Genomic DNA, 20,600 nt, shown 5'->3' with positions numbered 1-20,600 from the left:
TCATAGCCAGTATCATCATGTCCCAAGTCGCTTGGCCGTGTTATGAACAGCGCCCAGGCCGAAACCCAAAGCCAAAATTCTTCCTCTTTGTGTGGATAGATCGTCAAGTTGTTGGCCTTCGTCGAATCCCGCTGGAAGAATCGGGTCAGCGCCTGCCCGCTGTCCATAATCTCCAGAAATGCGGCGTAGTGGATCAACTCCTTGTACTTGTTTGGTGACGGCGTCGCCGTGCAAACGAGCTTGTACGGTATGCCTTGGAACTTCCGCAACGCCGTCTGGTACGTCTTGCTGCCGAAATCGCGCAGGATAGATGCTTCGTCGAGCGATACGGCGGTGAAGTATTTTGGATCGATGTCGCCATCACGCATGCGCTCGTAGTTGGTCAACAGTATCGACGATGCGGCCTGACGGACTTCATCCATGGTCCGCACATATTCCGGCGCTTCCATTCCCAACAACTCGACAGCGTCTCTGATAAATTCTTGCTTTACGCCGAGCGGTAAAACAATCAATGCTTTACCGCCTTTGTGTTTGACTACAATCCGGCAAAATTCCAATTGCTGACTTGTCTTTCCCAATCCGAATGACTCGAACAACCCTCGTCGTCCACCCTTGATCGCCCATACTACAGCATCCCTAGCATGCGGCTTCATAATCGGATTGACTTCATCAGGCGAAACATCGAATCCGGATTCCTTGGCGACGACGATCTTCGATTTCAAAAAGTCCAGATATTGCTGCATATCTCACCTCAATCATCATCATCGAAGTAGTTGTATACCGGTTTCTTCGGCGGCTCTGGTTCGGGCTGCGGCGGTTCCGATTCTGGAGTTACTGCGGTCGGTTCCGCTGGCTGATCGAATACGTAATACTTGTAGCCAAGCTGATCGTACTGATCGCGCAGCCCCGGATGCTGTAAGATTCGTTTGCCGCGTCGGTACCGTTCCATTTCCTCCGCGACGTAGTCGTATTGGCGTTGCAGCTTGGCCTTCTCGTCTTCAGAGATAAGTGGGTCAATGATTTCGAGCGCCTTCATAACAAGCCAAGCGTTCGATTTTTCGTAGGCATCATCGTCCGCGATTTTGTTTTCGCTTGCCAACCGGCCATTCGCCCTCCTTCTTCTCTTTTTTGTCCAACTCCTTATATCGTTGAAGCCAGCCTTGGAAAAGGTAGCGGAACTTGTTCGTGCCGATATTTCGGCCCTTTGCGAACACGGACTGGATGACTTTGCCGCCCGTCTCGACGTCCTCCGGATCGTGCCATAGGAATTCCACGACGTCGGCGTCCTGCTCAATGCTGCCTGACTCCTTGAGGTGGGAAAGCATCGGCTCTTCCGCTGTTTCCGACTCCCGCGTCATCTGCGATAGCATGATGAAGACGCAATTTTCCTTCCGTGCGATTTGCTTTGCTGCACCAGTCACTCGCCCGATCGCCTGTGAACGCTGCTCACCTTTCTTTTGCGGGATGCCCATGATCTGCAGGTAATCGACGATGATCGCTGCGATTTTTCCATGACGCTTTCGGAATCGCCTCGCAATCGAACGAATCTCATCGATCGTAATAGCCGGCTTGTCCATGATGTAAATGGGCAGCGATTCGAGTTCGGCGTAAGCTTTCTCGATCGCCTTCCGCTCATCATCCGTGAACCCTTTTTCTCCACCCTTATCAATGATGCGGTTGTAGCTGACACCGGATAGGTTGGCGATTTTCCGGTCTTTGAGTTCGTTCTCACCCATCTCCTGCGAGAAGATCAGCACGCAACCGGCATCTTTGTAATCACGAACAATCATATCGACTTCCCGGCGCTGGCGGGCGATACCGACAGCCAACTGTAACGCCTTCGCCGTTTTCCCAACCGACGGCCGGCCGGCGATCACATAGAGCCATCCGCGCCACAGCTGCGCCCATTTATCGAACTGGTCGAATCCGGAAAGGATCTTTCCGGCCTTACTATTCAAATGCTTGAAGTAATCCGTCGCTGTTTCGGAGAAGCTACGCATTTCCGCGACGTTTCCCGGCCGAAGCCCGTCGACAATGTCTTCGATCGCCGAAAAATACTCTTCATCCGACTCATAATCATCGCGGGGCAAATCGATTATTTTTTGCCCAACCTCAACGCCGCGCCGGCGAAAGGCTGATGATCGAACCAATTCGACGTATGTCTTCAAATTCGCTAAAGTCGGTACCGACTCGCGAAGTTGCATCAGATAATCGACGCCGCCCATATCCGCTACTTTGTCGCGACGAACAAAGTGTTCCGTGATCGTGACGATATCTACAGGGCTGTCCTTCTGGTGCAGCCAGCGCATGACCTTGAAAATCAATTCATTTCGCTTTTGTGAGAAGTCTCTACCTTCCAATTCGTCAAGATCGTCTAAGCACTCGGGCTTTTGAAGAATGGCGCCAAGAATGGCGCGTTCCGCCTGAAGCTCTTTGTAATCATCGACTCCAATCGAATCCATCCGGATCGTTCCCTTCCTGAATCCACTGCTGGAAGGCAACTTCCTTGTCACGCGACTCAAGTGTTGGATCGCGTTTCTGTTCTGCGGACGTCTCTTGGTTCAGGTACCGGTCGAAATTGCTGGGACGGAAGAGCGTATCTGGTCGCAGGTATTGATTCATTTTTTCGTCGTCGAGCCAGTGCGAACACTTTGTATCAATGACCTGGATAAAGTCTTCGAACGTTCGCCCCTCATTTAACCTTCCGTTAATGAGTTCCTGCGTGTTCTTGACTTTATGGTTAAATCTCTTTCCGGTTCGTTCATTTAAATAGCCGATTATTTCTGCGTAAATCCCTTTCTTTAAAGTTTTCTTTAATATATTTCTTTCTTGGCCCTCTAATCCGAGGGTGCTACGGTCATCTTGAGTCCTCTTTTTAGAGGGGTCACTACCCTCTAATTCGAGGGTGCTAAACATGTCCATTTGTGACCCCTTTTTAGAGGGGTCTACGTCTTCCCACTCATCGTAATTTTTGTTAAAACCCAAGATGCGCGGCCTCCTTCCAGTAGCAATTGAAACAACGGTGACCACCTTGCGATCGATTAAAACATTCAGTTCCCGCTCGATTTGCTTTTTGTAAATCCCCGTTGCTTCAGCGATATATGATACCGACAAATCCTTTTTCTTTCGATGGAATCCGTAAGTGTAGCGCCAGATCACGAGGATGATGCGGAGATGTGTACCATTGAACTTGAACCGCGGTACCTGCTCCATGAGTTCATTCGCGATCTGCGTAAACCCGTCTTCGAGATTCGGGTTCTTGGCCATTCACACCACCTGTTTCAGTTTTGCTTCGCACGTTCAAGTTGGAACCGGCAGAAACTCGACAAGTCCGCCAAAATTTCGGCGCCACCGAGATAAAGCGCCACTTCTTCGATCGCTTCCTTGGCAAATTCGTCCGGGTCTGTGCCGTCCTTAATTCGTTTCAGCGCTCCTTGGTACCATTTTCGGATCGCATCACGTTGCAATTCTTCTTCGGTCGGTTCGACCGTGTAGCCGTTGACAAGTGCTCTGAGCAAATTCTCTCCGCCGCCAATCACCTTCTGCGCATAGTCCTTGATAACGGTAAGGGCATCGAGTACCGGCGTGGAATAATCCCGGAACAATGAAGAAACATGCTCCATACTGGTAACGATGGATATCGCGCTAAGGTAGGCATTCCTGCAAGTTTCAATCGCTGCCGCCACCTCACGCGGCAGCACAACCGGCTTGTGATCCTCCGTCGCCCGCTCGATCGTCTGGAGCAGTTGCTGCTTTTCTTCCTCGAGTTTCGCGTTCTTCCCCTTCCATTCGGTAAGAAGTTCGACGGCTCGCAGGAGTCTATTTTGCGTCTGGCCCAAAACCGAAGCTTCCATGCGCTCTTTGTAAACAGTCATTTTTTCTACTTCTTCGCGCCGCTGGAGCAATTCCTTATGGACAGCGTCGTATTCCTCTTCGGAGTAATACAAAAGTCCAAATAATGATGTTGGCATTCAATATACCTCCAATTGATAATGCTTACCTTTCACAAACCCTTTTTCCCACAACGCCAGCTTGACCGTTTGCTCGGCCAGCGCCGGAGTGTTGTTGCTGCTGCTTAGATGCGTCAGGTATATCCGCTCGCCACGGCCTTGTACGAGTCGCTTGAGGGCCGCTGCGGTCTGATCGTTGCTCAGGTGGCCCACGTCCCGGCTTTCGATCCGCGCCTTAAGATGATCGCTGTATGAGCCATTCCGCAGCATCTGCAGGTCGTGGTTGGCTTCGACGATGTAGATGTTGCCTTCCATCATCTCGAGCATGTCGCGGTCGATGTGACCGGTATCGAACACAACGCAAGCGCGGTTTCCGTCGTCAGCTTCTACGGCGTATCCTACCGGCTCGTAGGCGTCATGGTGGACGCGGAAGGGGTAAACGTGCAGGCTGCCCAGTTCGACGTGCTCATACTGCCCATGCAGCGTTACCAACGTCCGTCGCAACTCATCGTCAACGCCGGAAATGCCTTTCCACTCGCCTTCCGTGGCAAACACCGGGTACCGGTACTTGTTCGCCAGTGTGAGGCCTCGAATGTGATCGCCGTGGGCGTGGCTGATGAATACCGCCTGGATGTTGGTCGCGGGGTTGATGCCAGCCGCGAGCAGCCGCTTCTCCAAGTCACGTTTCCACTTCCCGGCGTCGATCAGGATGCCGGTACCGCCGCTGCCGAGGTAAACGCAGTTTCCGTCAGAGCCTGTCGCGATGATGCGGACGATCATGCCTTCACCTCAATCGTCGTGGACGCAGACGTTAAATCTGCGATCCCGGCCATCGTTTGGAGCAAGTTGCCCGCGCCCACCGAAAGGCAGCGATCCTCTATCAAGTAGAAGAAGCAGTTCGTCCCTTGTGAAATTGTGCGGACATTCCTTTTTGATGTAGCCGATGTAGTTGGTGTGAGCATATCCCGACTGGCAATGTTCAACGACGACATGATCTTTGTGCGGCAGCAGTGTCTGAAATAATTGGTTTTTGTCCATTGTCGTCACCTCACTCCGTCGGCAGGTCTTCCGCCGCTTCTTTCTCGGCGATTGCCATGTCGACCGTTTTCAGCACCTTTTCCCACTCGGCCAGCGTCGGATTCTGCGGATCGGCGAACAGGTTCAGCTTCGCGATATATTCGCCCTTCGTTTCTTTCGTGCAGCCCAACTGCTCGAGTTTCTTGCTGACGATGCCTTTCAAAGTTGCGATTTTGGCGGCATCATCTTTCGACGGTGCCGATTGCTTTTGCTCGGTGGCTGCGGCGGCGTTGACTTCGTCCGTAATGTCCCGGCGTTCGTAAGACTGCACGCTTGCCGTAGCCTCCGGCGCATCGTCCTCGCTGATTTCGATTCCGTACTGCCGTTTGGCGGCCCGCTTGACGACAGTTTTTTTGAAAAAGTCATTGAAGTATTTCTTCCAGTTCGCCGCGTTGTTTCCGCTCAAATGGTGCTGGACCTCATCGACCTTGATGTGCTCGAACACCGGAGGAAACCCTGTCCGGTAGGCGAAAGCGTAGCATGCCTTGACCTTTCCGGGATCGTCAGCAATCTCATGTTCGACGTCCCAATAGTACCGGCCGGACTCGTCGCGAACCCGTTTCGGCCTGAACACGTCGTTTTCATAAACCAACTGCACGTCGATGCCCTCGTACCCTTCGACCCGTTTCGCGAGGAACATGATGCCTTCGACGCTGATCTGAATGCTCATCTTGCCGCCGTATACGATGCAGTAGATGTGGTTCAGCATCGGGTTCAAGCCGGCCGCGACTGCGGTGCTCATAAAGAGGTTGAACTGTTCCGGCGTCGCGTCCTTGGCCAGCGTGTGGCGGATCGTATCTACTTGCAGTTGGTCGAAACCGGTAAAAAGTTGAATTTGATTGTTGTTTGCCATTTGCCTACATTCCTCCAAAGATTTTTTCGTTTTCATGCCGGAGCCGCTGACCATCGATCCAGTTTTCATTCGTCTGCATGCGGATCATTCGAGCGATTATTGGACTGACTTGTTTCAACATTCGCAGGTGGTTTTTGACTGTAGTTTGACTAATCTCGAGTTCGCGGACTATCTCGCGCAGTTTGTATTGCCTGTGCACGTACAGGACGAATATCTTCATGCGCAAGGCGGCTGTGCTGTGCTTCATGTGTCGGTACCATTGTCTTGAACGATCTTCAGGATGTTGTAGACACGGTTGAGCGCTTGCCGGGCGCCATTATCGAAATTCACTTCGTCCTGATATGAGGCCAGCAGCGAAAGCAATCTGTTCCGATCCGCGAAGCTTATATGCGTCGGCTCATGGCCGGCAGGAACGAACTGCACCCTGCGCTCGGGCTCGCCGAGCATCTTGACAGCGCAGAGGGCGTCGATTGCGTTGCGCAGCGTCAGCACTTCCGGGATGGAGAACGTGAAGTTCGGCGTGTCCTCGTGGAACGGGAATGCGAATATGATGCTCCGATCGTTTACGTAGTCAACGGATTTCAAAACAAGGCAATCGTTGAATCCCTCGCTGATCACCCCGCGGGAGTCCTTGAACTCGATCGTCCGAATCATCATCGCTCACCTGCCAGATAGATTTTGCGCGGCTTCTGCGCCATTTTCGCGATGTGCTTGCGCAGCGAACGGCTGTGAATTCTGCCGAAATAATCGCGCTTGATCGCTTCCGCTACCTGCGACAAACCGATCGTTCCGGGCTTGTACGCCTTTTGACGGCGTACCTGGTTGCGGAGGACTTGACGGCCGAAACGGCCTTTCGGGAGTTTGCGGGCTGCCGGTGCTGCCTGCTTCTTGCTCGGCACAATGCGGCGCCACATGCGGGTGAAGATGGATTCTTTCTTGGGTTCGATGCGTGGTTGTTTCATTGAGTGATTCCTCCGTTTCGGTTTTGGTTGCAGACTCACAAACATTCTTCATGCGTCAATTGCTCAGATATAAGCTTTGCGTCGTGCCCGTAATATCCGTTGTGCTCGTTGTAAGCCACAAACTGGAGCACCCCGTGATCTGTGGTGAGATTGACAAACATCACGCCGCCCTCGTATACATATGGAGGCTCGCCGCTCAGATTCTCGCTAACCATCATTTGAGAATTGAGGGCAGTATCGGTGATGCCGATGTCCAATAATTTGGCTCCTATGAAATTGTCCAAATTATCTTCGGACATGAAATATCCCCAGTTCTCGCAACAACTTTGGCCGTTATCAATTAGCATTTTTATGGTTTGTTTGTCTGTCGCAACGGCATACCCTGACATGCCTGTAAACCTTCCGGATTCATTGATTTGCTCAATTCTCAATATTGTTTCCAAGAACATCCACCTCCGTTTCATTGATCCCGAGCGCCTTCCCCTTAACTGCCCGCGCCGTGATCGACTGGCCATATACCGCGATGTCGCCGGTGTATTCGCCGATGCCGTCGATAAAGGTCGGGGGGATGAGGTCGGACAGCTTGTACAGCACGTCGGTCAATTCGAGCCCGGCCGCGATGCGCTCGCCGGTGGAAAGGGCGATGTAGTCCTTGCCGTCCATTTGGATGCTGAAATCTGGATCGTATTCGTCGCGAGATGCCACATACTTGAACAGCCGGACCGATAATCGGGTGAATAGCGCCTGAACATCTGCGGCCTGCAACTCGGCCTCCTTGGCCTTATACGCCTTGATCGCGTCCAGGATAAGCGTTGATTCTTTCAGGCTCGCCAGTGTCGCCGCTTCCTTCGCAGCAGCTTCGTCGATCTGCTTCGCGAGTGCGGCCCGACGTTCGCCGTCTTCGGTGATGGCAACCATACGCCGGCGCTGCTCCTGATGCTCGGCGATCTGCTCGTCGATGTCGGCAATGCTGACGATCTCAAAGTCGGCGAGCTTGGCAAGCAATTCCTTACGCCGTTCGACAACAGGTTTATTCCCGGCCATGTACTCTTTCATGCGACGTTCCTTGTCCGCTGCTGCTGCCGTACGAGATTCTTCATCAAATGGGCGTTCACAGGTTTTGCAACTGTCGGCGACTTCTTCGGCCTCGAGAGCCTTCCAGCCAGTTACACGTGCCGCGTAATCAGCATCTGCCGCCGCCTTCTGCCGTTCCAGTTCACGGCGTTCCGTGTCGATCTTGACTGCGATTGTTCGCTGTGTAGCAAGGTTCTGAAGAATGCTGTCAATGCCGACAACCTCAGCCTCTGCCACTTCTTTGGTGAACTCTGGAACCGGCATCTTCGCCAGTTGATCGCGGAGCGTCTGCGTCCGGCTCTTGTCCGCAATGTGCTGCTTTTCAAGTTTCGACTTTTGGCCGCCGGTGCCGCCATGGATTTTCTGCAAGTCGTCGATCGAGTGCTTTTTCAGCGATTCTGTGAGCGCCGCAGCGTAAGGGTTGAGCACGATGTCGGCCGGCTTCTGCTCAGGTGACGTCCGCGACATTTCTGCGAGGACCGTTTTTTGCAGCGGCGCCGACATGTGCTGCATAAGCATGGCGCGCTGATCGGTCCAGTGCTGGGAGAAGAAGAACGCCGGGTTGTAAAGGGAAAGGAACATCTTGCGGTCGAATAGGCCGGCGACGAAGGTTTCATATTCCTTGGCCTTGGCCGGCACATCGTTGATCCAGAATTTGTTGTCGCCGCCTTCAATGCCGCGGGCCAACAGGTATTGGGTGCCATCGACGGTAAAGAGCAGCGAGGCATATACGCGGTCGAATTCGTACGTTGTCGGCGTGGGATTGTACTTTCCGCCGAACAGGTCGGTACCATAGAAGATCCAAGATGGCGCGCCGCCGATCGTCGACTTGCCTTCGCCGTTCTTGCCGGTCAATGCGGTAAGCAAATCGGTATAGTCCACCGTGACGGACCGGACGCCGGCGAAGTTCAATAACACGAGCTGGATGAATCGAATTACTCGGGACATCGTTGTGCCTCGCTTTCGGGTGGATAAATTGCGGTCGTGATCGTTGGCTCGATGCTTTCGATCAAGTCAGCCATGGCACGGAGCTTCTTGACTGCATCAATGACGGTCTTTTCGTTGGCTATAACCTTGGCGCTGGCATCATAGATGGGCGAGATGTCAATTGTTGTGCCGATGTCGAATCTCGTTTGGCTGTAGCAAGTAATCTTGCACAATTCTTGGCCAGACACTTCGACCAAATATTTGCCGTCACCACGTTCACTTGTAATGGCGATGATTTTCACTGTTTCCCCTCGCTTTCTTAAAATGGCAATTTTTCTTCGTCGTAATCGGGAGTCACATCGTAGTCTGTTTCGTTTAATGGTGCATCGTATTCGACGATAACAGGGCAGTTCTCGACCGCGACAATCAGGTCGCCTTGTGCGTCAAATACCTTGTAAATGAAGTCGAGCCCACTTTCCCATTCACATCCACAATCAATGATTTCAGCCACAATCCTGCCATTGTGTTCGGCACCCAATGCAAAGATAAAGCAAGGATTCGAAACGATCGTGACCGATCTGATTGTCTGAATCTTGGCGCCTACGCTTTGCATCCCCTAACCTCGCTTTCCTCATAGAGCCGGTGTAGCACTCGGATATACCGCAGCTTGTCCGGTTCCGGGATGAATTCCAGAATGTACTGCATGTAGACGATGTATAGTTCGGCCCGATATGCAGGTGGTATGCTGCTTAACGTTTGGCTGACGCTTTTTACAAATTGGTCGTACAGGTTCGTCCAGCCCACGTTTTCGAATTTCCGCTCCACCGCACGGTTCTTGTGGTACGTCAACTCATCCTCGGCTTGTTGCTTGGGCCATGGACGCGGCTGCCACTCGTCGGCGTTTCTCCAGCCAAAACGGTCAAGGTCGGACATTCAGCTTCCCTCCCGCATCCATCGACGACGGTATCTGGACCGGCACAAGTCCGAAGCTTATTTTTAGCTTGGCGTCGATCTCGCGCATTGTCGCATCGGATAGATCGGCAATCCACTTGATCAACTTGCTTTTATCGATCGTGCGGATTTGTTCGAGCATTACCGTAGACGGCTTGGTAAGCAGATCCACAACCTCGATATTGTGGTGGGTCGGCATCGGACGCTTCTTTGCATCGGTGATGGATGCGACGATGACCGTCGGGCTAAAGTGGTTGCCGACATCGTTTTGTAGAATCAATACCGGCCGCACTCCCCGTTGCTCAGAACCTTCGTTTTCACCCAGGTTCGCGAGCCAGATGCTACCGCGCTTTATTTGTGATGGCATGTCAGCAGCCCCAGTCGCATATGCCGTATTTTTGCTCGATGCGCTGCATCTCGGCTTCCAGCTCGGAGAGCTTGGCTTTCGGTACGCCGCCGGATTGAAGCGTATTGCGCAGGCTGGTGTAGCGGTCGCGGTCAGCTTGTTGTGCTTTGGTCAGTTTGGGCATGGCGATTCTCCTTCCTCAAGATGTTTTTGACGATGATTTGGTGCTGTGACGGACGCTCGAACCAGATGCGGGCCAGTTCTGGAAGGGTCATATCATCGGTCATATGCTGTATCCCAGCAATTCCGCTTGGCGGGCAGCCCAAGAGTGAAATGGATAACGTTGCGGATCGATGCAATCCCAGTAGTAGCGTTCGGCCAGATGGTCGAGTACGGCGTCGGGGATCGGCATAAATCAGGTCCCTACCTCTCGTTCAATGATGGGCAACAGGCCCTTTTTACTCTTAAGCAGCTCGTAGATGAACAGCCGGCCTTTCTGTGTCCAGTACGTATGCATGCTGCTCTTCTCGCTGTCGATAATGTGCGTCTTGCTCTGCGTGTATCCCTTGTCCGCATGCGTCTGATACAGAAGCCAGCAATCGCCCTGCTTGAACTGAACGTGCAACTCATGTAATAGTGCATTCATTGCCTTCGCTGACATGCCGAAATCCTTTGCGATCTGACTCATCGAGAGCACCGACTTGTTTTGAAGCACAAGGTCGTAGTAGGTTGCCTTCGGCTGCAATTCGTTGATAATCTGGTCCTTCTGAGCATTCTGGAGCATCAGCAACTCTTTCTGCTCGGCTAAGTCGGCAGCGAGTCGAAGAGCCTCTGGATTCGCGGAACTGATACTGCTTTAACACGGTAGTAGTCATCAACAAGCATTTCGTATGCCGACCAAGCAGCGTCGGTATTAAGCGATTTGGCGTGCATCCATGCGCCTTTTTCCGTCCAGAGGTATAGAATAGATGCATTTTTCGAACCTAAATCATTTTGATGCAGGTTTAGAAAGTTACGCTTTTCCTCACCCTGGAGGGCGATGTAGTGCTTTCCTTCGTCATACCGGTTTTTATTACGGTTGAAATTATTTGTGAGGATTTGAACTTCTGTTCCGTAGATCTCCGCTAATTGCACCGTCGTCAAGACGCGATGGTCGTTGAATTCAATCGGAGTTAACAGACTCATTTCGCACCTCGTTTTTCACCGTATACTTATCGCAAACGGCAAGAATTTCTTTTGTCATCGAGATTGCCCTTTCAGCTTGATCCGAGTCCAAAAGTGACATCCTATCAACTTTTAATGCATCTCTGATCATTTGAGAAAACATAGAAACTGCGTTGGGATTATGCGCGTGTCGCAAATCAGTTCGAGTGAACCGTTGATTTACCAATTCTTTGATGGTTGTATAAGCATTAAGATTAGGTTTGAATTCAGTTGCAATTTTGCTCCTTATTTCTGCCGTTATTTCAGAAACCAACTCTGCCTTCAATCTCTCCTTGTCGATTCCAGAGTTGCAAGATGCGGAATCCATTTCTACTGATACGCTATAGCGCGCTTCGGCTTTAAGTTCCGCTAACAACTCAGCCTTCACTTCCGCGTGCAATTGTTGCTTCACGGACTCAATAAAACTAACTACTGTCATTTGTTTTCAACTCACTTTCGTCGTTTTGCCACATTTGGCATAGGTAAATAGCACCATTTTAAATAAAGTGGCGTTCTTGAATTAATTTCCTATTGCGTCCTTTTAATTGACGGTGTATAATCCATTTTGTGAGAAATTGTTACACAGCGTCATTCTGCCAGGTCTTGAAACAAATCATCTACTGTTGTTTCAAAGTATCGGGCAAGTTTAAAAGCAAATCCGATTTCAGGGTTTTGCCTTCCGCTCTCAATGCTGCGGATGAAGTTCTCGGTAACACCGAAGTCAAGTGCAAGGGTTCTTTGAGTCTTGCCTTGGTGATGCCGAAGTTCAGTGAAACGAGTACGCTTCCTGATTTTGCGAGGCTCTGCTTTACGCCTTGCCATTAGGGGCCTCCTTTCAAATTATTTTTTTATCTATTGCGGTCTTAATAGGAACATACTTAGAATAGCATGGTCTTTTTAGGAACGTCAACATATTTTTTAATTGGAGTTGTTGAAACGTGAATCGCGATTTGGAGAATGACAATATCGTTGGACAACGAATCCGCGAATTACGTGATAAATCGGGGATGATGCAGGATGAATTGGCTGATAAGCTCGGTGTTAAGCGCGCGAATATCTCCAAGTATGAACACGGAAGAGTAGTTCCGCCTGGCGACATTTTGGTTATTTTGGCAAACCTCTTTCACACTACAACCGATTACCTTCTCGGTAAAACAGATGACCCTTTTCCGTCTGAAAATAAAATTTCCTACATGCCACCGCAGCATGCCGAACTAGTGGAAATTCCTATTTACGGGGAAATCCGAGCTGGTTATAACTCGCTTGCAGAATCAGACATTATCGGTTACGAAGTTGTATCAAGGGATTCTGTACGTGATGGGGAGTATTTTTATCTGATCGTCAAAGGCGATTCAATGATTGAAGAAGGAATTTTTCCAGGAATGAAGGTCCTTGTTAAATCACAGCCGACCTGTAAGCATGGAAAAATAGGAGTCGTTTTGGTGAATGGAGACGAAGGTACTTTGAAGCGCGTATACTACGAAAATGATTCTGTTATTCTTAAAGCTGCAAATAAGAATATTGAACCACGTACACTCCCATTAAGCGAAGTCTATATCCAAGGCCAAGTAAAGCAAGTCATCTGGGACGTATAACATCGATCGAGGTGCGACTATGGCTAAAATTTCCGTCTTTTACGACTACTACGAAGATAAACTCGTACCGCAAAAGATGGCCGTCTATTACGGCCGCGGGGTCATTGACTGGAGCAAAGAAAAGGCCATAATATCGCTGGCTGCTCCATTCAAGCGAAAACTTGCGGAAGATTTTTCAGACGAAGTGTTGAGCCTTGCAATTTCAATAGATGATCTTATCTTGCTCTATGATCGACCGAATCACTTCGGGATTCACTTGCCGACTGTAAAGAACCGACTCAACCAGACCCGCGGCGACATGATGCCTTTTGACAGATCGGACATAGAGCAGTTTATTATACAAATGAGTGATATCGAAGAAATCATGCAGATGGATCTGGAAGGCATGTACGATTGGCGGGAGTGAGTCGCTAGCAGCGGCTCATTTTTTTATTGGAAACCTTTAGGCAATTTGATATACTACTTTTGACATAATTCGAGCAAATACTCCAGCCGATGGGGATTTTGATGCGGTGATCATTTTGGATAACCTGCTCTTAAAATCGAGTTTGACACCACAGCAAGTTGCAATCGTTCAAGGAGAGGTCGAGAAGAACCGTAAAAGTAAAGGCGCGCTGTATCTTCTTTGGTTTTTCACTGGCGGGATCGGTGGGCATCGGTACTATTTAGGAGACGTAGGGCGTGGAATTGCAATGACGTTAACGCTCGGAGGTTTAGGAATTTGGGCGTTGATCGATGTTTTCTTTATTGGCGGGCGGCTTCGTGAAAAAACAGAGAAAATGGAGTTATCTATTATCAATCGAGTTAAAGCGATGTAGTTTGAAAAAAGCCCTGACTGGGGCTTTTTTCATGTCATCCATCTACGGGGGTCAAACGGAAGCGTCAGCACCTCGGCCCAATGCACCTGCACGACTCGCGTCTTTGGGTCCCAGGTCACCCTGCCGAGCTCCGCCAGTGACTTAATCGCCTTGAGCACGTCAGCCTGCTTACGCTGAGTTAAGCGGCTGATCTTGTCCAGGTCGATAGTCTCTGGCTTGTTTTTATAGACAGCCATCAACACACGCACGACCTTGCGCTCCGTGTCCGTCAGTTGGCGCTCACTGTGCATATCGCCTATTCTCCAAATCATGCTCCAACTGCTTCACATACCGTTCAAGGATGGCATCCGTCTCCCTCTTGGCCACATCAGCTGGCACGGTCATGGTGCGATCCGAGCTGCCGCGGATCCTTACGATATACGTTTGCCCGGTCGGCCCTTTGTCGCCTGCCACGATCGTATAACCGCGGCTGCGCAGCTCGCGAGACAGCTCACGGTAATCGTGCATCATCTGAGTATGCAATACCTTGGCCGCGTGCCCATATAGCGTCTTCAAGAAGTTGCTGCCCTCGCGCAATTGCTCGAAGCCTTGATTCACGATGTCGATCGCGCCGGGCAACATGATGCATTCGCGGATCAAGTCCTTTGTCTCCATCGTTGTTCGCCTCCATAATGAGAACAATTGTTCTTATATTATCAAACAGGCGCGGTAATTAATCAAGATGGCAAAATAAAAAGAGCCCTCAAGCGGTGCTTCCGCCGGGGCTCTTCGTGCCGATGCTTTCGGACAACTTGACTATAACATTAATGTAAGATGGTGTAAACCGCAATTTTTCATTGTTGACTTTGTAATACAATCGGTGTATTATAAAGTCAACAGCAAGAACAACGGACGAGCCGACAGCCGACGAAGGGCGGCGGGCTGAAAGGGTGATTCGATATGGCAAAAGTAATGTACGGTGACGTAGTTGTAGGCACGGTTGTTACAAATCAATCCTTGACTGTCAACCAAGCACTTGAGTTGATCGGCTTCGACGAAGCGGAATTTCTCGCTGAACAAGGTTGGGACGACCTCGACTACAACGACTTTCGCCTTGACTACTCGGGAAACTGATACCGCCGCTCGTAGGCGTGGCCGAGGCCGCTGAAATCCTCGGCTGGGTGAAGCAGAAGGTTGCCACCTACGTATCACGCGGCGTTTTCCCTGAACCGATTCAGCGTCTTGCATCTGGCCCCATCTGGACACGGCAACAAATTGAAGATTACCGAAACGAACGCGGGTGAGCTTGTGAGTCCTCGAAGAATTGAAGTTCTTCCCGGCGATCGGTACGGTCGCTTGACCATCATAAGCGAGCTACCGAAGGCAGGTAAAGAGCGTCGCTTCCTGTGCCGCTGTGAGTGTGGTAATGAATTGCCTGTAAAAATGCTCAGCCTGCGCAGCGGTAACACACAATCATGCGGTTGCTTAAAAAGTGAAGTCATTTCGTCCCTGCACACCATTGACCTCGTCGGCAAAACGTTTGGCGATTTGACTGTTATCGAGCAAGCCGGTAGATACCACGGGCAAATCGCTTGGCTCTGCAAATGTAGTTGTGGAGAGTCGATCGAGGTCTGGAGTCAAGGTTTACGGGACGGAAATGTCACGTCTTGCGGCCACACCGAAAAGCAAGGTAGCAAGCGCGGCATTTCAGGAAAAAGCGTTAAATTAAGTTCGCACGGGATCATAGCTGCAGATACAAAAGATTATCAGCACCAGTACTACATGAAGGTGTTGAAAGATAAGAGATCGAAACCCCGCCAGCCGTAACAGGCCAGCGGGGTTTGTTTTATTCTTCCGCCTGCCCGCTCGCCTTTCGCAGCGCGTTTGCTAGCCGATGGATCTCGTCCTTGGCCTCTTGGCCGGCGACAAACTCATGGACAGCTCCAAGCAGTTCGATTACTTTATTCGCATCCTCCGGCGCCAGCGCAGGCTTCGGCGGCTCCACGGCCAAGCTCCACCATCCTTCGCTGCCGTAGGACTCGTTGAGGTCGACCTGGATGCCGTTGCGCGTGACGCCGTTCTGGTATTGGTAGATTTGCGCGTTCCAGTACCGTTGCCCCTTGCTCCACGCATAGGTTTGCCACACCCGGCTGCAAGCGCCTGCTGCGATCACGGCTTCACATACCGCCTTGGAGCCATATACGCCGGTCGTGTACGCTGGAGTTGCCTCAGCGGCCGCCTTGATGTACTCGATCACGGTCGGCATCTGCGCCGCTGTAGCGTCAAAATCAACAGCGAAGTAAATGCAGCTGCCCTCCGGCTGCCCCACCTGTGCGGCAACCTGGAGAGCCGTGGCAGCATCCGCAAGCCCCGCGGCACGTCCGCCGAGCGCCCGGTCGGCCGTTGTCTCGAACACGCTCACGATCTTGAGCCCAGCAGCGCTGATGATCTCGGCTTCGGCACGGGTTAGTGCCTTCCATCCGGATGTCGCCGGCACGAGATAGCGGCAGGCAAACTCCATGCCGTCCTTTTTAAACGCCGCAGTTGTCTGCGCGGTAAGGGGTGTCGAACAATCAAAGCCTGCGGTCATTGCCCCTCATCTCCCTTCTGTTGCAACTGTTCCAGCCGCTTGGTCACCGCGGCTGGCAGCTTTACGCCCAGTACGCCAAAGTTTTCAACGACGCTTAGCCCTTCGCGGCCAATATAAAAATAGAGCGCAATCGTGCGGAAGATCGGCGCGCTATTGCCGACCAACTGGTCGAGCTGCACGGCGAGCAGGATTACGGCCATTACAACGCCCTTACGTATCCCGCCCCAAAACATGACCTCGCTGTTAACGGATTTTGTTTTCCAAGCCCCCAGCACGCCGCTCACATAGTCTGCTACCATAAGCGTCAGCAGCAGCTTGATCGCCGTGTCCCAACCGCCCAGCCAAGCGCTGACCGCTGTACCCGCCGCCGCGATCATTCCGCCGATAAATGTTTCCTTGCCACTTGTGCCGATTGCTGCCGTAAATAGTGTAGATCCGATTGCTTTGATGGACATCGTCGCGCCCCCTTATGCATGATAAAGGCCCCGCCGGAGCGGAGCCGCGAAACTTACTTGTTGCAGACAGCCAGTTCCGGCAACTCGAGAACGGCCAACTGAGCGGCTACTTCTGTCCGCAACACTTGCGGCACGTCGCAAAACGTCTTGTAGCCGCGCACGATAAGCGTCACATAGATCGTCGCCACGATGGAATCACCTCCTCTCCCGAGGATAAGCAAAAGCGCCGCCCGCCGGAGCCAGTTAAGCACCCGCATCGAGCAGCGCCTGCACGGCCGCGCGATCTTTCGCCGGCACATCGTCGATCGTTTTGACCCCGAGCTTAATCAGCCGGTAGTAAATGGTTGCCATCGGTCAACCCCCTATCAAGATTTCATAAACCTCAGTAACGGCCAACATAGTATTGATGGTGTCCTGCTCCAACTGCGCAATCCGCTGATCTGGCGTCGGCGGGTTAGGCGGCCGCGCTGCCCATTCGTCGTCGAGCTCCTGCTGACTGCGTTCGATGAGCGCGCCGTCCCATCGGTAGATAAATTGGCCCCGCATGTTGGTGATCAGCAGCGTAAACTGCCTCGGCACATCGTCGCCGGACGCGTACAGGATATCGCCGGGCTGCGTACGTTCCTCCGCGCTGCTCAAACGATCGATCACGATGCCGTCCGCGTTGATACGGATATAATGCTCGTACATGGCGATCCCTCCTATAGTTCGGCGTCGGCCGCAAAGTGCAACTGGACAATATTAAGTCCAGTCGTAAATTGACTGCCGTTGTTGTAGGGCACGAAGCTGCGGCTGTGTGATACAGTGGCAAGCACCGCACCCGTGTTGGCGCCTTTGTCCGACCCGAATTGGTCCGAAACTTGCCCAGCGCTGCCGTTTTGCCCATAAATCGTAAGGTTTGGGTTTGTCCTCTTGGAAACGAGATACGACACCGACGGATAAAACTGGCCGGTCGTTACCGTGTTGGACGGCACGAGTAAAGCAATCGAGTTTTCGCCGCTTACGGTGCCGGGTACCGTGTCGTGCTTGTAGCTTTTTTCGTAATAGCGCAGGCAGCGAACCAATTCGACGTCAAATGCCCGCGGCTTGAACCCGAGCGCTTGCCCGTCTCGCACAACTTCCACCTGAGCCATGATAATGCCGTCGCCGCTCGATTCGGCGATTGTCTTACTAGCGACGATCTCAAAGCCGATCACGCCGGTCGTTGTCAGTGTCGCCCGTACCGGGAGCGTCACCACGACGTAAATCGTCGCCCATCCACTGCTGTTGATCACCTGCGCGTTGCTCGAACCGACGAGTGTGCTGGAGCCAGATATGGCGGACTCGCTGGTCTTGTAGCGCACGTTGATCGCTGCGCGATCCATGCCGCTGACCGCTTTGACCTTGATCGCAAACACAATCGCCTGCCCAGCCATCTTGTACGCGTCGCGGGCCTCGTACGTATAAACGACGCTCAGCTTGCCGCCACTCGACGGGGCAGCTGCGTGGACCAATCGAAAGCCGTATCCAGCCCAATCAAGGTCAGATACGGCGACATGCGCGGCCGTTGCGTTGGCACCGCTGCCGGCGTTGATGGCAAGCCAGCGGTCGACGACATAGGCGGACGTGCCGGTCGCTATCGTGCGGCTGCCGAGCGGGCCGAGGCGCTGACTCACTTCAAAATTGGCGTTGATCGGAGCAAGAGCAAATATGCCGTCGCCGGGATCGCCTTTTGCTCCTGTCGAGCCAGTTGCGCCAGTTGCGCCAGTTGCGCCAGTGTCCCCCTTGTCGCCCTTCGGCCCCTGCTCTCCTTGCATACCCTGCGGACCCGTCTCACCCGTAGGTCCTGCCGGTCCAGTCGCACCGGTTGCTCCTGTGGCCCCGGTCGGTCCTGCTGGGCCTTGTGGGCCTTGTGGGCCTTGTGGGCCTTGTGGGCCAGTGGGTCCGGGAGGTCCTTGCGGGCCGGTGCCTCCCATGCTGAGATTAACCTCGATCACCGGCGAGCCGCTGGTCAACGTTACGTTAAGGCTCATCGTGGGTCACGTCCTTTTCGACTGGAACCAGGATCGTCTCCGTCGACACGATCTCGCCATCATCAGTGTATTGCAAGTCCATGTACAGGTTGCCGGTCGGCCATTTTGTCGTATCGTCACAGGTCAAGTCAAAGACGTTCGCCGACTTCTCCGTGATCACCAACTCAGCGATAAGCTTGTCGTACCGGGTCCGCACCTGCGAGCGGAGCTGATCCTTGCTGACTGTCAGCCCTTCGTTATTGGTAAAATCGGCTGTGATCAGGAAACTGTCACCACGTTTGAATGGAGCCGTCGCTTGCATCAGCTACCACCGCCCTGCATCGCGAGAAGCTGCTCGTAGACTTCCGTCAGCGCCAGCATCATGTCGATACCGTCGGCGCGCAGGGATGCGTTCTCGGCTCTCAGCTCCGCCACTTCAACCGACAGCGGCTTACGATATACCAGCGGCTCTTCCGGGTCATCGGGATCTGGATATGAAAAAACGAGCGATGGAGTGTCGCCCGTCACGTCGATCTTATAGCCATTGCATTCCAGGAAATCCTGCGCGTATTCGCCGTAGTCGAGTTGCAGCATGCCTACAGTCTCCGGCACTCGTTCAGCCAGCGCGGCATACGCGGCAAAATCCTGTTCCTGCGTCGTTTCGATGACGCTGCCCAATCGCTCACCGGTATTGACGATGATATTGCCAGTGGCGAGGTCATAATACAATTTGCGTCCGATTTGCATGTTTGGCCCCCTTATTCAAATGCAATCCAATAAACAGGTGCATTGTTAAAAACGAATCGAATGGTGAATCCATTGGAACTATAAACTGGTGTGGTGGAAATTGAATTATTTGACGAATCAAGATAGAACCCGGCGTTTCGGTTGGATGTCCATACCGAAGAATCAACACCTACACTTTTCCACTGGTTCGATGAACTCGTATAGCTGACGTAAACAAATGAGGGCTTGAAGGATAGGCCGCTTACCGTAACGTCTCCTGATCCATCGGACGTTGCTGTACCCTGAGCGTATCGCTTCACGTTGCCGCCATTGCCTGTCATACCGAACAATAACATACCATTCGGTATGTTAGACGGATCGAAATTTGAATCAGAAAGCTTTATGACCGGATACCCGCTTGAATCAGCGGTTAGATAAGCACCGAATGGGATGCGTGCAAATAAATCTATCGTGCTACTGGCAACGGTACTTACGGGTACGGTGACTGATGATTGATTTGCCATCGTACCAACGACTTTTTTTCCTTTGACGTAGGCGGATTCCCCATCCAAGAGATGGGCAGCTATCGCATTAGCATCCCCCGTATTCGTCCCATTTTTATCCGGTCGCGGCTTGATGAACCCCTCAAAGCTCGATCGCGCCATTAGTAATCAGCCCCGTGTACTGTGACCTGCAGACCGGCAGCGACCGTCGTCCCGATCGTGATATTGATCTTGTAACCAGCTGGGAGGTATGGTATTGGGACGACAGTCTCCGTTGTATTTTTGGTAATCGTGACGTCGTTGTCAACGAGCGCCGCAACTTCCGACAGCGTCGTCGATGCGATCGTTACCTCGTGGATCAGACTGTTATTAGATGCGGTCGCATTCGTACTACCGTTGTTGATAAAAATCCGGAGCACCGTCGCAACGTTAGTGCCGAGCGCACGCACCTTGATCTGATCGATCTTGCTTCCGTTGGTCCCGGCTGTAAAGACGGTGACGACAGTGCCAGTGCCGTCCTTGGCCGTATTAGCCGTTGCGACGTTGCCCCAGCTGACTTTCGGTGTGAGTGGAAAAATAGGAATTGTATTTGCTGCCATG

General features: G+C 52.2%; 37 protein-coding genes and 1 pseudogene. 5 read left to right on the top strand and 33 right to left on the bottom strand.

Going from position 1 to position 20,600, the window contains the following annotated elements:
* Window positions 1–751 precede the first annotated feature (751 nt).
* From EXY20_RS17045 to EXY20_RS16950, 21 genes and pseudogenes are all read right to left on the bottom strand, one after another.
* Window positions 752–1,099: a hypothetical protein gene (locus EXY20_RS17045; protein WP_135553294.1), complete on the bottom strand. Its 348-nt coding sequence runs from the start codon at window positions 1,097–1,099 to the stop codon at window positions 752–754.
* Window positions 1,068–2,462, bottom strand: a complete 1,395-nt coding sequence (locus tag EXY20_RS17040; protein WP_135553293.1) for a replicative DNA helicase — start codon at window positions 2,460–2,462, stop codon at window positions 1,068–1,070. Before EXY20_RS17040 ends, EXY20_RS17045 begins: the two co-directional genes overlap by 32 nt.
* Window positions 2,440–3,267, bottom strand: coding sequence for a conserved phage C-terminal domain-containing protein (locus EXY20_RS17035; protein WP_135553292.1), 828 nt, complete (start codon window positions 3,265–3,267; stop codon window positions 2,440–2,442). The genes EXY20_RS17040 and EXY20_RS17035 overlap by 23 nt, the downstream gene beginning before the upstream one ends.
* A 14-nt stretch (window positions 3,268–3,281) precedes the next feature.
* The gene (locus EXY20_RS17030; protein ID WP_135553291.1) at window positions 3,282–3,971 is read right to left on the bottom strand and encodes a hypothetical protein; all 690 of its coding nucleotides are present in this window, start codon (window positions 3,969–3,971) and stop codon (window positions 3,282–3,284) included.
* Window positions 3,972–4,730, bottom strand: coding sequence for an MBL fold metallo-hydrolase (locus EXY20_RS17025; RefSeq protein ID WP_135553290.1), 759 nt, complete (start codon window positions 4,728–4,730; stop codon window positions 3,972–3,974).
* Between the two features lie 9 nt (window positions 4,731–4,739).
* Window positions 4,740–4,988 carry a hypothetical protein gene (locus EXY20_RS17020; RefSeq protein WP_135553289.1) on the bottom strand — a complete coding sequence of 83 codons (249 nt, stop codon included), beginning with the start codon at window positions 4,986–4,988 and terminating at the stop codon, window positions 4,740–4,742.
* Between the two features lie 10 nt (window positions 4,989–4,998).
* Window positions 4,999–5,880, bottom strand: a complete 882-nt coding sequence (locus EXY20_RS17015; RefSeq protein ID WP_167859304.1) for a RecT family recombinase — start codon at window positions 5,878–5,880, stop codon at window positions 4,999–5,001.
* A 4-nt stretch (window positions 5,881–5,884) separates the two neighbouring features.
* Entirely contained in the window at window positions 5,885–6,100 is a 216-nt protein-coding gene (locus EXY20_RS40660) for an ArsR family transcriptional regulator (protein ID WP_407944922.1), read from the bottom strand.
* A gap of 23 nt (window positions 6,101–6,123) precedes the next feature.
* Window positions 6,124–6,534: a hypothetical protein gene (locus tag EXY20_RS17005; RefSeq protein ID WP_135553286.1), complete on the bottom strand. Its 411-nt coding sequence runs from the start codon at window positions 6,532–6,534 to the stop codon at window positions 6,124–6,126.
* A complete protein-coding gene (locus EXY20_RS17000) occupies window positions 6,534–6,842 on the bottom strand; it encodes a hypothetical protein (protein WP_135553285.1) in 309 nt (102 codons plus the stop codon). Before EXY20_RS17000 ends, EXY20_RS17005 begins: the two co-directional genes overlap by 1 nt.
* Before the next feature lie 35 nt (window positions 6,843–6,877).
* Window positions 6,878–7,285: a DUF7448 domain-containing protein gene (locus EXY20_RS16995; protein WP_135553283.1), complete on the bottom strand. Its 408-nt coding sequence runs from the start codon at window positions 7,283–7,285 to the stop codon at window positions 6,878–6,880.
* Window positions 7,263–8,864 carry a P-loop NTPase family protein gene (locus tag EXY20_RS16990; protein ID WP_135553281.1) on the bottom strand — a complete coding sequence of 534 codons (1,602 nt, stop codon included), beginning with the start codon at window positions 8,862–8,864 and terminating at the stop codon, window positions 7,263–7,265. The genes EXY20_RS16995 and EXY20_RS16990 overlap by 23 nt, the downstream gene beginning before the upstream one ends.
* Window positions 8,852–9,145 (bottom strand): hypothetical protein, encoded by a 294-nt coding sequence (locus tag EXY20_RS16985; RefSeq protein ID WP_135553279.1) that lies wholly within the window; start codon window positions 9,143–9,145, stop codon window positions 8,852–8,854. The genes EXY20_RS16990 and EXY20_RS16985 overlap by 13 nt, the downstream gene beginning before the upstream one ends.
* Before the next feature lie 17 nt (window positions 9,146–9,162).
* A complete protein-coding gene (locus tag EXY20_RS16980) occupies window positions 9,163–9,456 on the bottom strand; it encodes a hypothetical protein (protein ID WP_135553277.1) in 294 nt (97 codons plus the stop codon).
* A complete protein-coding gene (locus EXY20_RS16975) occupies window positions 9,444–9,776 on the bottom strand; it encodes a hypothetical protein (protein ID WP_135553274.1) in 333 nt (110 codons plus the stop codon). The genes EXY20_RS16980 and EXY20_RS16975 overlap by 13 nt, the downstream gene beginning before the upstream one ends.
* Window positions 9,763–10,161, bottom strand: a complete 399-nt coding sequence (locus EXY20_RS16970; protein ID WP_135553272.1) for a type II toxin-antitoxin system PemK/MazF family toxin — start codon at window positions 10,159–10,161, stop codon at window positions 9,763–9,765. The genes EXY20_RS16975 and EXY20_RS16970 overlap by 14 nt, the downstream gene beginning before the upstream one ends.
* Window position 10,162: 1 nt before the next feature.
* On the bottom strand, window positions 10,163–10,324 hold the full coding sequence (locus EXY20_RS39020) for a hypothetical protein (protein WP_167859303.1): 162 nt from the start codon (window positions 10,322–10,324) through the stop codon (window positions 10,163–10,165).
* Between the two features lie 231 nt (window positions 10,325–10,555).
* A pseudogene (locus EXY20_RS16965) lies at window positions 10,556–10,969 on the bottom strand (phage antirepressor KilAC domain-containing protein); the annotation flags it as partial.
* Window positions 10,945–11,325 (bottom strand): ORF6N domain-containing protein, encoded by a 381-nt coding sequence (locus tag EXY20_RS16960; protein ID WP_135553268.1) that lies wholly within the window; start codon window positions 11,323–11,325, stop codon window positions 10,945–10,947. The gene EXY20_RS16960 and the pseudogene EXY20_RS16965, both read right to left, overlap by 25 nt.
* Window positions 11,303–11,782 carry a hypothetical protein gene (locus EXY20_RS16955; RefSeq protein ID WP_135553266.1) on the bottom strand — a complete coding sequence of 160 codons (480 nt, stop codon included), beginning with the start codon at window positions 11,780–11,782 and terminating at the stop codon, window positions 11,303–11,305. Before EXY20_RS16955 ends, EXY20_RS16960 begins: the two co-directional genes overlap by 23 nt.
* A gap of 149 nt (window positions 11,783–11,931) precedes the next feature.
* Window positions 11,932–12,165 carry a helix-turn-helix transcriptional regulator gene (locus tag EXY20_RS16950; RefSeq protein ID WP_135553264.1) on the bottom strand — a complete coding sequence of 78 codons (234 nt, stop codon included), beginning with the start codon at window positions 12,163–12,165 and terminating at the stop codon, window positions 11,932–11,934.
* Between the two features lie 116 nt (window positions 12,166–12,281).
* Here EXY20_RS16950 and EXY20_RS16945 point away from each other — a divergent pair, with 116 nt between their 5' ends.
* From EXY20_RS16945 to EXY20_RS16935, 3 genes are all read left to right on the top strand, one after another.
* The gene (locus EXY20_RS16945; protein ID WP_135553262.1) at window positions 12,282–12,938 is read left to right on the top strand and encodes a LexA family protein; all 657 of its coding nucleotides are present in this window, start codon (window positions 12,282–12,284) and stop codon (window positions 12,936–12,938) included.
* 19 nt (window positions 12,939–12,957) lie between these two features.
* Complete coding sequence (locus EXY20_RS16940; protein WP_135553260.1) at window positions 12,958–13,344, top strand: hypothetical protein; 387 nt, start codon at window positions 12,958–12,960, stop codon at window positions 13,342–13,344.
* 115 nt (window positions 13,345–13,459) lie between these two features.
* Window positions 13,460–13,756 carry a TM2 domain-containing protein gene (locus EXY20_RS16935; RefSeq protein WP_135553379.1) on the top strand — a complete coding sequence of 99 codons (297 nt, stop codon included), beginning with the start codon at window positions 13,460–13,462 and terminating at the stop codon, window positions 13,754–13,756.
* 29 nt (window positions 13,757–13,785) lie between these two features.
* Here EXY20_RS16935 and EXY20_RS16930 read toward each other — a convergent pair whose 3' ends face one another.
* Window positions 13,786–14,046 (bottom strand): hypothetical protein, encoded by a 261-nt coding sequence (locus tag EXY20_RS16930; RefSeq protein ID WP_135553258.1) that lies wholly within the window; start codon window positions 14,044–14,046, stop codon window positions 13,786–13,788.
* Entirely contained in the window at window positions 14,036–14,410 is a 375-nt protein-coding gene (locus EXY20_RS16925; protein ID WP_135553255.1) for a vWA domain-containing protein, read from the bottom strand. The genes EXY20_RS16930 and EXY20_RS16925 overlap by 11 nt, the downstream gene beginning before the upstream one ends.
* A 285-nt stretch (window positions 14,411–14,695) precedes the next feature.
* On the opposite strand from EXY20_RS16925, the gene EXY20_RS39015 reads away from it, so the two are divergent.
* Together EXY20_RS39015 and EXY20_RS16920 are read left to right on the top strand one after the other, a co-directional pair.
* Entirely contained in the window at window positions 14,696–14,869 is a 174-nt protein-coding gene (locus EXY20_RS39015) for a hypothetical protein (protein WP_167859302.1), read from the top strand.
* Between the two features lie 60 nt (window positions 14,870–14,929).
* Window positions 14,930–15,562, top strand: coding sequence for a hypothetical protein (locus EXY20_RS16920; protein ID WP_135553252.1), 633 nt, complete (start codon window positions 14,930–14,932; stop codon window positions 15,560–15,562).
* A gap of 19 nt (window positions 15,563–15,581) precedes the next feature.
* Here EXY20_RS16920 and EXY20_RS16915 read toward each other — a convergent pair whose 3' ends face one another.
* From EXY20_RS16915 to EXY20_RS16880, 10 genes are all read right to left on the bottom strand, one after another.
* Window positions 15,582–16,325: a DUF1906 domain-containing protein gene (locus tag EXY20_RS16915; protein WP_135553250.1), complete on the bottom strand. Its 744-nt coding sequence runs from the start codon at window positions 16,323–16,325 to the stop codon at window positions 15,582–15,584.
* Window positions 16,322–16,780, bottom strand: coding sequence for a phage holin family protein (locus EXY20_RS16910; RefSeq protein ID WP_135553248.1), 459 nt, complete (start codon window positions 16,778–16,780; stop codon window positions 16,322–16,324). Before EXY20_RS16910 ends, EXY20_RS16915 begins: the two co-directional genes overlap by 4 nt.
* Window positions 16,781–16,833: 53 nt before the next feature.
* Complete coding sequence (locus EXY20_RS40300) at window positions 16,834–16,968, bottom strand: CD1375 family protein (protein WP_268966417.1); 135 nt, start codon at window positions 16,966–16,968, stop codon at window positions 16,834–16,836.
* 55 nt (window positions 16,969–17,023) lie between these two features.
* Entirely contained in the window at window positions 17,024–17,131 is a 108-nt protein-coding gene (locus tag EXY20_RS40295; RefSeq protein ID WP_268966416.1) for a CD1375 family protein, read from the bottom strand.
* A gap of 3 nt (window positions 17,132–17,134) precedes the next feature.
* Window positions 17,135–17,470: a hypothetical protein gene (locus EXY20_RS16905; RefSeq protein WP_207671288.1), complete on the bottom strand. Its 336-nt coding sequence runs from the start codon at window positions 17,468–17,470 to the stop codon at window positions 17,135–17,137.
* An 11-nt stretch (window positions 17,471–17,481) separates the two neighbouring features.
* Window positions 17,482–18,576, bottom strand: a complete 1,095-nt coding sequence (locus EXY20_RS40655) for a hypothetical protein (protein ID WP_407944920.1) — start codon at window positions 18,574–18,576, stop codon at window positions 17,482–17,484.
* A 205-nt stretch (window positions 18,577–18,781) separates the two neighbouring features.
* Entirely contained in the window at window positions 18,782–19,093 is a 312-nt protein-coding gene (locus EXY20_RS16895; protein ID WP_135553244.1) for a hypothetical protein, read from the bottom strand.
* A complete protein-coding gene (locus EXY20_RS16890) occupies window positions 19,093–19,518 on the bottom strand; it encodes a hypothetical protein (RefSeq protein WP_135553242.1) in 426 nt (141 codons plus the stop codon). Before EXY20_RS16890 ends, EXY20_RS16895 begins: the two co-directional genes overlap by 1 nt.
* An 11-nt stretch (window positions 19,519–19,529) precedes the next feature.
* The gene (locus tag EXY20_RS16885; protein WP_135553240.1) at window positions 19,530–20,162 is read right to left on the bottom strand and encodes a hypothetical protein; all 633 of its coding nucleotides are present in this window, start codon (window positions 20,160–20,162) and stop codon (window positions 19,530–19,532) included.
* Window positions 20,162–20,599: a hypothetical protein gene (locus EXY20_RS16880; RefSeq protein WP_135553238.1), complete on the bottom strand. Its 438-nt coding sequence runs from the start codon at window positions 20,597–20,599 to the stop codon at window positions 20,162–20,164. The genes EXY20_RS16885 and EXY20_RS16880 overlap by 1 nt, the downstream gene beginning before the upstream one ends.
* Window position 20,600: the final 1 nt, after the last annotated feature.

Origin of the sequence: Paenibacillus cymbidii, assembly GCF_004764705.1 — a bacterium.
Lineage (GTDB): Bacteria > Bacillota > Bacilli > Paenibacillales > NBRC-103111 > Paenibacillus_AN > Paenibacillus_AN cymbidii.
The sequence above is the reverse complement of the archived record's forward strand: the minus strand, read 5'-3'. Positions and strand labels throughout refer to the sequence as shown.